Origin of the sequence: Pedobacter jamesrossensis (assembly GCF_042650905.1) — a bacterium.
In the GTDB taxonomy this organism is placed as follows: Bacteria; Bacteroidota; Bacteroidia; order Sphingobacteriales; family Sphingobacteriaceae; genus Pedobacter; species Pedobacter jamesrossensis.
Genome location: NZ_JBHSBY010000087.1, coordinates 1 through 9,660, shown reverse-complemented (window position 1 = coordinate 9,660; position 9,660 = coordinate 1). Strand labels below are relative to the sequence as shown.

9 protein-coding genes are annotated in these 9,660 nt (G+C 33.7%); 4 read left to right on the top strand and 5 right to left on the bottom strand.

All coding sequences use genetic code 11. The features are described 5' to 3' along the window. The first annotated feature begins 506 nt into the window (after positions 1 to 506). From ACFOUY_RS09555 to ACFOUY_RS09545, 3 genes are all read left to right on the top strand, one after another. Positions 507 to 2,060, top strand: coding sequence for a recombinase family protein (locus ACFOUY_RS09555; protein WP_378960283.1), 1,554 nt, complete (start codon positions 507 to 509; stop codon positions 2,058 to 2,060). Between the two features lie 212 nt (positions 2,061 to 2,272). Continuing rightward, positions 2,273 to 3,655: a phage integrase SAM-like domain-containing protein gene (locus tag ACFOUY_RS09550; protein ID WP_378960282.1), complete on the top strand. Its 1,383-nt coding sequence runs from the start codon at positions 2,273 to 2,275 to the stop codon at positions 3,653 to 3,655. Positions 3,656 to 3,935: 280 nt separating this feature from the next. Next, positions 3,936 to 5,138: a sensor histidine kinase gene (locus ACFOUY_RS09545; protein ID WP_378960281.1), complete on the top strand. Its 1,203-nt coding sequence runs from the start codon at positions 3,936 to 3,938 to the stop codon at positions 5,136 to 5,138. A 751-nt stretch (positions 5,139 to 5,889) separates the two neighbouring features. Here the strand turns inward: ACFOUY_RS09545 and ACFOUY_RS09540 are convergent. From ACFOUY_RS09540 to ACFOUY_RS09520, 5 genes are all read right to left on the bottom strand, one after another. Next, positions 5,890 to 6,123, bottom strand: a complete 234-nt coding sequence (locus ACFOUY_RS09540) for a hypothetical protein (RefSeq protein ID WP_378960280.1) — start codon at positions 6,121 to 6,123, stop codon at positions 5,890 to 5,892. Positions 6,124 to 6,426: 303 nt separating this feature from the next. Next, positions 6,427 to 6,603, bottom strand: coding sequence for a hypothetical protein (locus ACFOUY_RS09535; RefSeq protein WP_378960279.1), 177 nt, complete (start codon positions 6,601 to 6,603; stop codon positions 6,427 to 6,429). Beyond that, positions 6,600 to 7,133: a stage II sporulation protein M gene (locus tag ACFOUY_RS09530; protein ID WP_378960278.1), complete on the bottom strand. Its 534-nt coding sequence runs from the start codon at positions 7,131 to 7,133 to the stop codon at positions 6,600 to 6,602. The genes ACFOUY_RS09535 and ACFOUY_RS09530 overlap by 4 nt, the downstream gene beginning before the upstream one ends. Continuing rightward, on the bottom strand, positions 7,133 to 7,903 hold the full coding sequence (locus ACFOUY_RS09525) for a hypothetical protein (protein ID WP_378960277.1): 771 nt from the start codon (positions 7,901 to 7,903) through the stop codon (positions 7,133 to 7,135). The genes ACFOUY_RS09530 and ACFOUY_RS09525 overlap by 1 nt, the downstream gene beginning before the upstream one ends. 48 nt (positions 7,904 to 7,951) lie before the next feature. Then, positions 7,952 to 8,191: a hypothetical protein gene (locus tag ACFOUY_RS09520; protein WP_378960276.1), complete on the bottom strand. Its 240-nt coding sequence runs from the start codon at positions 8,189 to 8,191 to the stop codon at positions 7,952 to 7,954. A gap of 150 nt (positions 8,192 to 8,341) precedes the next feature. Here ACFOUY_RS09520 and ACFOUY_RS09515 point away from each other — a divergent pair, with 150 nt between their 5' ends. Further along, positions 8,342 to 9,070, top strand: a complete 729-nt coding sequence (locus ACFOUY_RS09515) for a LytR/AlgR family response regulator transcription factor (RefSeq protein WP_378960274.1) — start codon at positions 8,342 to 8,344, stop codon at positions 9,068 to 9,070. Positions 9,071 to 9,660: the final 590 nt, after the last annotated feature.

Sequence of the window (9,660 nt, the reverse complement as noted above, 5' to 3'; positions counted from 1 at the left end):
GCACAAAGCAAATAAGCTTCAAGAACTTATGCCAAACAATTGGGCTAAAACAACTGTCTAAAAATTATCTGATAAAAAAAGATGGGTTGGTCGTATGCTTACATTAGAATTCTTGGTAAGTAGAATTTGGTATAATGAAAATATATAAAGAAAACACCTCTGGCTCATTTTTGGCCTGTCGTTCCGACTAGAATCATTTAAAGACTTCCTTTCAAAGCCTTGCAATAGTTCTCTTGATCCAAATCAATTACTTATCATGGTCTAAGGTCGCACTACAAAAATCGTACGGTATCCCTAACGGGATATACAATTCATCTCTCAGTTTGTATTTAATTTTCGGCTTATCTAATATTTATGAGAAATCTTCCGATGCAGCGAATGTCCCCCGAAAAACTTATTGAAATGCTTGGGAAAAATGGTGTAAAACTATCTGTTAATCATGCGAAAGAAGTCTTGGATTTGCTATATATTTTAGCTATTTTGGAACTTAAACAAGCATTCAAAAGATGATTACAGCAGATTTATATATCAGGGTAAGTACTGATGAACAGGCAGATAAGGGGTATTCACAGAGAAATCAAGAGGAGGTCCTGCAGCGATATTGTTTTACCAAGGATATAAAGGTTAGGAAAGTTGTTTTTGAAGACCATTCTGCGAAAACTTTTGTTAGACCTGCATGGCAAAAGCTACTGGCTGATCTCAAGAAAAAACGTGGTCAGTCGGATTTGGTTCTTTTTACAAAGTGGGACCGATTTAGTAGGAATGCTGGTGACGCTTACCAAATGATCAAAATCCTTGCGGAGCTTGGCGTGGAGCCACAAGCTATAGAGCAGCCTTTAGATATCTCCATACCTGAAAACAAGATGATGCTTGCCTTTTATTTAGCGGCACCAGAAGTCGAGAATGATCGTAGAGCACTTAATACGTTTCACGGAATGAGGAGAGCTAGAAAAGAGGGACGATGGATGGGATCGGCTCCAGTTGGGTATATAAACAAAATAACTGAAGACGGTAAAAAATATATCTGTCCATTAGAGCCACAAGCCTCTATAATGAGGTGGGTATATGAAGAATTGGCAACTGGCAAGTGGTATATAGATCAGGTCTGGCGGGAAGCCAGCAAGAAAGGCCTCAAGTCAGGGAGGAAGAACTTCTGGCAAATTATTAGAAATCCTATTTATTGCGGCAAGATTACCATAGCTAGATATAAAGACGAAGAAGCCCATTTAGTTAAAGGACAACATGAACCTATAGTTTCTGAAGCTGTATTTTATAAAGCAATGGCAGTTTTGGAGGGAAGAAATAAAAAGCGGAGAACTACTATTGTATCAATGGACATGTTGCCATTGAGGGGATTCTTGATTTGCCCTAAGTGTGGGTACAAGCTTTCTGGGAGTGCTTCTAAGGGCTGTAAGCAATATTACCACTATTATCATTGCTTTTCTAAATGCGGTGTACGTTTTAATGCTGATACGGTCAATAAGCTGTTTGTTAAAGAACTTGAAAGGTTTACAATTGATCCTGTATTCGCCGAGACTTATGGCATTATTCTTAAGCAAGTATATGAGGGATTCTGTAAAGATGATAACAGTGAGATAAGTAAGCTTAAGATTCAAATTGAAGAGCTCAGTCTGAAGATTATAAAGGCGAGAGATAAGATGTTGGATGATGTTATTCTTGACTTAGAATATAGTGAAATTAAGTCTGATTGTGAGCGAAAGATTATTTTGCTTGAATGTAAGTTGGTTGAGCTGACCAGGGATAAAGTTAATATTTCGGAATTGATTAGGAAAGCTACGAAGGCTCTGATAAATCTTCCCGAATCCTATTTAAATGCAGATTCGGAGGGAAAACGGAGACTGATTAGTTCGATGTACCCTGAAAATATCATTTTTGACGGAACGCAACATCGAACTACTCGGGTGAATGAGGCTATGCGTGCCCTAGCTACTTTAAATGAGGTTTTTGAGGGCAAAAAAAAGGGGCAAACCAAACATAAATTTGATTTGCCCACTATGGTAGCGGGGAGCAGGATCGAACTGCCGACCTCAGGGTTATGAATTCTTTCTTAGTGATGCTCATTGAAATTATTTGAATTCATAATACTGTTTAATTTAGCTTAAAATGGGATTTATGAAATTATAGGTTGCAATGAAAATCAGTTAAAATCAAAAATGTTGTACCTATGTTGTACCTAATTATTATATTTTTGGTTATGGATTCATTATCTTTGTAGTGTTACGAAACAATACTTTTCCAAAAAATACTTTTTATGGCGTCCATCAAAGTAGTTCTCCGCAAGAAAAAACATACGAATAAAAAAACACAGGAGATAACCAACAGCTATCCTTTAGCACTTAGGATTATCAAAAATCGAGTTCCTTCATTTATTTTTCTAGGACATTCACTTGAAAGCGAAACCCAATGGGATGCAAAGGCACAGGAGGTGAAGAGAACACATCCTAATTCTAAACGCCTTAATGCGTTGATACTCGCAAAGCGTACCGAGGCTACAGATACGCTAATTGATCTTGAAGTGCAAAAGAAAGATCATTCAGCAAGTTCGGTAAAGCGCAAGATAAAACCAGCTATTGGAAATACCTTTGACGAGCAAGCAAAAGCTTACCTAAACAATTTCCGGTTAGAGGGAAAATATAATAGGATAAGTTCAGACGAGCCACGTATAAATCATTTTAAGGAATTTAACAAGAATCAAAATATTTCTTTCAGTGAAATCACCGTTCCATTACTTAGAAGATACACAGCATGGCTGAAAGCGAACCGAAAAGTAAAAGATAAGAATGGAAATGAAAAACCTATTTCAGAAAGAACGATTATAAACCATCTCTTGGTGATACGCACAATTTATAATCAAGCCATCAAAAATGAAGTTGCCGATATTAAAAATTATCCATTTGGTAAAGGTAAAATCTCAATCAAGTTTCCAGACAGTAACAAAATTGGATTAAATGCCGAAGAGGGCAAGGGATTGGAACAATTGGCCAGTACGTTGCCAGATATTGCAACCCTGACTCTAGGCAGGGAAATGAAGCATAAAGGAGCGCCTACAAAAGATGCCGATACAATCAAGGAAGAACAAAGCAACTTTGAAGCATTAGATTTAATAGATAGGCCATATTTAAAACATGCTCTTAACGTTTGGTTATTTTCTTTTTACTTTGCTGGAATGCGAGTTTCAGATGTTTTGCGCTCTAAGTGGTCTGATTTCCAAAATGACCGTAATTATTATTCTATGGGAAAAAATGACAAATCAGGGTCTTTGAAAATTCCTGAAAAGGCATTGGCCATACTTGAACAGTACAAAAGTCATGAACAAAAGCATGATCTGATTTTTCCTGAGTTAAAAGCTTTGGATAACTTAAATAATAAATATGACGTACAGCGCAAGATTGCCTATGCTGATAAGAGACTGAATAAGGCTTTAGCGGTTATCTCAGAAGACTTAGGATTAACCAAAAAACTAACGATGCATATTGCCAGGCATACATTTGGAAACCTTGCAGGAGAAAAAATACCAATTCAAATGCTTCAAAAACTATATAGGCATTCATCTATTACCACCACAATAGGCTATCAAGCTAACTTCGTTCACAAAGATGCGGACGAGGCCTTAGATTCAGTAATTAATTTTTAATATTTTAGCAAGTTATACCCCCAATAAGCGATTTTATTATATTAAGCTATAACTTATTTCATAATCCATCAAGGATATTGCAATAATACTTATGGGCTGCAGCTTAATCTAGGATTACTGATAAGATATAAATACTAATCTTAAATGACTTACATTTTTATTTTATTGTGATAATTATAACATTGATTGATATTTACACATATAAATAAATGCTTTGAGCACCATTAGTTTGCAAGTTATATGTTTAGACTTACATTTAAATCTTTATCGTATAAATAAAATGGCAGATAAACCTATCGTTTTTCCAACCAATGAATATGACCGACTAATTAGTCTGTCAGAACTAGACATTGATTTCACGGCCTTAGAAGTATCATTTGAAGATCTTACCCGTTTAGCTGTAAAGGTAACTGGTACACAAATGTCATTAGTCAATATCATCGATGCTCACACGCAATGGACGCTAGATGATTTAGGATTGGGAGTAAAGCAAACGCCGCGAGAAAATTCTGTCTGCCAATACGCGATTATGTCGGACATGCCTCTTGAAATTAGAGATTTGAGGATCGATGAACGTTTCACTTCTAGAGATTTTGTGGAGCGTCTCGATGGCATTCGCTACTATATTGGAATTCCTCTACAGTTGGAAAGTGGCATTAACATTGGCACCTTGTGTGTTTTAGACAGCGAAGTTAAATCACTAACTCCAGAAAAAGTTGAAATACTGCAAATCATAGCACAAACGGTCGTAGAAAGACTCAAATCGATGCAAAAGATTCAGTCATTAAACGCTAGTCTTCATGAGGCAGACCTTTCGAAAAAACAAGCAGCGCATGATATGAGAGGACCATTATCTGGCATAATTGGGCTTACCGAATTAATTAATAAAAAAGGGAGGTCGACTAATGTAGAGGCTCTATTGCACTACAACAGGATGATCGAAAAAAGTGGAAGATCACTACTTGATCTTACTGATGAAATATTGTCTCAGGATAACAAAAGGCTTGTAGATGACCTTGAACTTAGCCTTTCTTTATTCAAGGAGAAATTGCTCACACTTTATCATCCTCAAGCCAAATCAAAAGGAATACAGTTTATAGTTAATGTTGATTCTAATAATGACTCAGTTCAATTTCCCAGAAATAAGCTGCTTGCCATCGTAGGAAACCTAATTTCTAATGCTATAAAGTTTACTCCAAATGGTGGAAAGGTAACAGTAACACTTGTAATAGTACATATCTTGGAAGACAAGTTGCTGGAAATTATTATATCTGACAATGGACAGGGAATGCCAGAAAAAGCAATTCAACAAATTTTAGATGGAAAAGCCGAGACAACATTTGGAAGCAGCGGTGAAAAAGGATATGGATTCGGCTTAAAGCTAGTGAAGGAGTTGGTTAGTTCATTAAATGGAAAAATTACTTTAAGCTCTGACCCCCAAAGAGGCACCGAATTCAGAATAATACTTTCACAACGTATTTAGAATATTACTAAAACTATTTATATTTAGAAAATCAAAAATTATCTACTGTAATTCCTACATTTACAGCATTGAAAAATATGATAATAATATCTAATAACTTTATGCTTTGAATTCATTCTAAGCCTATGTTTCATCATTTTTAATAAGGTATTTTCGAGTAATCGAAAATTTTTCATAGGTAGATGTAGGAGCTGGCTGGAGAGCCGGCTCCTTATTTTAATTCATTAGACTCCTCTATTCGAACAACGGCATCTTCTATTATTTTTATGTTAACTAAAGCTTTTGCTCTTCTACTATTTTTTCTTAACGTTGGAGTAAACTATGAATTCCGGAACTTTAATTTAAACTTTATAATAAGAAAATACCTATCGATATTACTTTATATCTTCTATAATAATTGCTGTGTAGCTAATTAAATTATTACTTCACCCAGTATTTGCAAATAGAAAAATTATTAAATTAGTAAAAGTATAGCCGAGGTATTCAAGGCAACAATTGAAGTTCAGCCTGGCAAGTTGCATTTTCATTATTGTTGGAACTATAGTAATGTTTTCCTTACAAGATTAATTACAATCTTAATATAACTTGAAGAAGTTAGTGAAATTGGAGGTGATTTCATCCACTAAGAAATTGATAAAATTATTAGTCTATGTTGATTTTTTTAATCAGTTTTAGTTTAGCCTACTTCGTAATTAAATTAAGCTATAACCTACTTATCTTACCATTCTTAGTTAATTTTCAATATAGATTGCTATTTCATAATTCCGCTGCTTACTGTTCTAATCCAGAACTCTCCGCCGAACAGCAAAATGGTTAGTCCATAAGAGCATAAGAAGGCTATAACACCTGTAATAATTGCCATGAGCCAGTCTAGTTTTTGTAGCACACTGAAACGATTACCATCTTTTTTCATTTTCGCTTCAATATACTTTTGCACAGATCTATAGGTAGCAAATTCTTCGGATGTTGGGATCTTATTATCCATATATGCAATTTAACAAAATAAATTCAAAAAATTGTTTTACAAGAAGGGCGGTTAACCTCTAAAAGGCCTTCTCCTTATATGACCAGATCCCTCTTAATCTCTACAATAATCGTGAATAACAAATACCAGAAACATCAGTCCAAATATAGTGACATTAATAAATACGATTGCGACTAAAATCTGGTTCTCAATTCGTTTGTTTTTATCTTGTACTGTGGGGAATTATCTATCTCAAAGTGAATAGAGAGATTTTCTTCCACTCCTTCGTGTTCAACTTACACAAGAGTTTAATAAGTGGAGTTTTTAATTCGCCTTAAAAGAAAATTTTGAAATGCCGTATTTTTTTATCAGATAGCATACAGGTGCTATAAATAATACAAATGCATAAGCATAACCAATCCCAAAAGTTTTTGCTATTGCAAAACCTGCGGTAGCAAAAAATGCCGTTAAGGCAATCCAAACTATGAATTTAATTGTCATAAGCTAACTGAATTATAAATTAGTGGAGATAAAAAAACTTCGATTACAACACCAACTATCACTAGTAAAAATGCAAATAAAAATTGATATTTCATCTTTTTTATTTCTGTTATAAACGAATGTGCATCTATTTTATCATTGAATAATTGATAAAGTATAGTGGATAGTTTAAAACTTAACGTAACAGATAAGCCTATCCACAAAATTTCAATAAAAATATGAGGGGAAACTAATATAATTGCATTATAAAAACCAAGGCTACAAGTTGCAAACTTAGCAGCTAAACCCCATAAGTTTCCATTAAATAGAAGCAGAAAAAAATTAGATATATTATAGAAAAGGGCACCCAATAAGATTAAAAGAAAGAATCCCAAGTTCTGAATTAATATTTTAATGAATGAAGAAGGGTCAACATTAATTATATAACTGCTGCTTTCATGGCAAATTCCTCTGTTGTAGGCAAACAAAAAACTAGTAATTAAAGTTATCAATGCAACAGTTACAACAATTACATTTCTGGAAATCTTCATTAAAGTATTTTATCAAAAAGTCCGTTAAATACTAAAAGCATGATACTAGGAATGCAACCAATCAGCAAAGCTTTCAAGGGTGTAAAATTCTCATAATTTGCAATAGCAGCTCCCACCATAGCAAGAACAAGAAATTCGCCACTTTTTCCCGCGATTATATAAACAGGACTCGACCGTATCAAATTATTGAAGTCTTGTAATGTAACGTGGTCTGGAATGTAATAGTAGTTTAAGAGTAAAGTAAAGGCAGCCAGAAACATGAATCCGACATACGAAATACCCATTATTCGCAAGTAAAATCCGAAAGGCTTCTTGGCACCTAAGACAACTGAAACCATATATATTAATACAGTTTGGAAAAACCATCCACCAAATTGCGTAATACCCAATGTAGAAAAGAAGATTGTTGACAAAAGGCTTCTCTGATTGGCATCAATGTCAGTTTTCCAGAAAATTATTAACCATGCATTTATAAAACCCAATACAAGCGTAGCACCTAAAATACTAAACACCAAATTTTTAGCTTCTTTATTGTCCGCTTTATTTAGCAAATAAAAAACAGAAAATTTTCTTTCAAAACCTCGGCCACTTTCTCTGGCTACAATATTAGGCAACTTTCTAAAAAACAAACCCGTTAAAATCATCCCTAAAAATTGTATACAAACCGAATAGAAATTCATCGATAAATCATTGAAAAAAATAATACACCCAGCAATCGCAAGAGTGGAAAATAAATAGAAAAAAAGAAAAGGTCTATAAGTAAAGCTCATAAGTATTGTATAATAAAGGCCTGGGATAACCCCAGGCCAAGAATAAAATTAACCAGCGGCAACTAGGCCAACAACTAATTGTACGCCGCATAAAAGGCCTAATGCCCACCCTACATTTACTGCGGTGCCTACAATAATTGCTCCATCCACACTACCATAGCCATGATTAGCAGCAATGGCATAAGCTCCTCCATGGTTAGCTGAGAAGTGTGACAGCAATGGCAATCCAATTACAGCAATTAGAAAAATTGCTGCGAAGATTTTTTTCTTCAATGAGTTTGCTTTCATAATTTTTTGTATTAGTTTAAGAAAATTTAATTAACTAATATTACAGTTAAAATAGATACTTTAAGAGTGAATTACACCAAATACCTCGCTGCTTACACGAAAGAGTAAATTGAAGTATATTAAGATTTTAAAGTAAAAAACGCTTTCTCAATGAAATATAAATGCTCAATAATCGATGATGAGTCAATTACAATTGATTACATCGAAGAATTAATCGAACTTTTTCCAAATTTAGAGCTAACCTCTACTTTTGTTGACCCTTTAAAAGCTTTAGATAAACTTGATAAGAACAATCAAATTGATATTCTTTTCATGGATATAGAAATGGGGCCAATTTCAGGATTAGATATTTTTCCTAGAATGAGAAAAATAGCAAAAAACATTGTCATCGTAACTGGGCATTCACAATATGCTTTAAATGCATTTGAATTAAATGCAGATGACTTTTTGTTAAAGCCATTTAATGAAACAAAATTTAAAAATGTTATTAATAAAATTTTACTTCAAGCGAATATTCAAGGAATTAAAGAACCCGATGAATTTTTCTACATAAAAGGTGCTAACAAAAATAACTTTATTAAACTATGTACATCTGGAGTAATAGCTATTGAAGGCTCAAAAAACTATATCGATTTACACATTCAGAATAGGGTATATACTACATATCTTACATTAAAAGAAATTTCTGAAGCATTTTCTAAGTGGCCTAAATTTATGAGGGTTCATAAATCCTTCCTCATAAATACAGATTATATCATTAAGGTCGAGGCAAATACGATAATAATGGAGAACAACTTGGTTATCCCTCTGGCTGATAGCTATCGAAGTGAGTTATATAGTTTTATATCCAATAATATGCTTTTGTCAAAAAGAGTCTAGATAATAAAGTCAACAACGAATTGTATTTTAAAATTGTCCTCCAATCACCCGTTCATTTATTCAGAAGTATTGCGAATACTTTTTTTAGAACGTAATTGTAATGGCGACAATATAATATACTAACCTGATGGTTACCTACTATGGAATCATTTTTAGACGCACTAATATTTTTTTCCTACGCTAGAATTAAGTTTAGCTTTCGCTTCATTATATTCACTTGAAATAAAGTTGAGTTGGACTTCTTCAAGAGTTGCTAGATATCCATCTAGTTTAAAATTCAAAATCGACCTTCTAGATAACCAGGATGTTTGCAAAATTCAAAATTTATAATATTATCCTGGTGAGCTTATCTCTTTAAATAGTTAAATTGTTTTTGTTAATAGATAAATTGGAGAACCAATAGTTGAGTACTAAAAATATAATTGAGGTTACTTTAACTCCTAGGAAATGTTCTAGTAATCTTTTCACTTGAATCAAGTGTTACTTGATTATTCCGAACAAAGTACACCACATTCCGAGGCATAGTGCACCAGTTTGGTTCTGGCTTTAGCACTAACTTTTAACCATATCACTTTTGGACAAAGCGATAT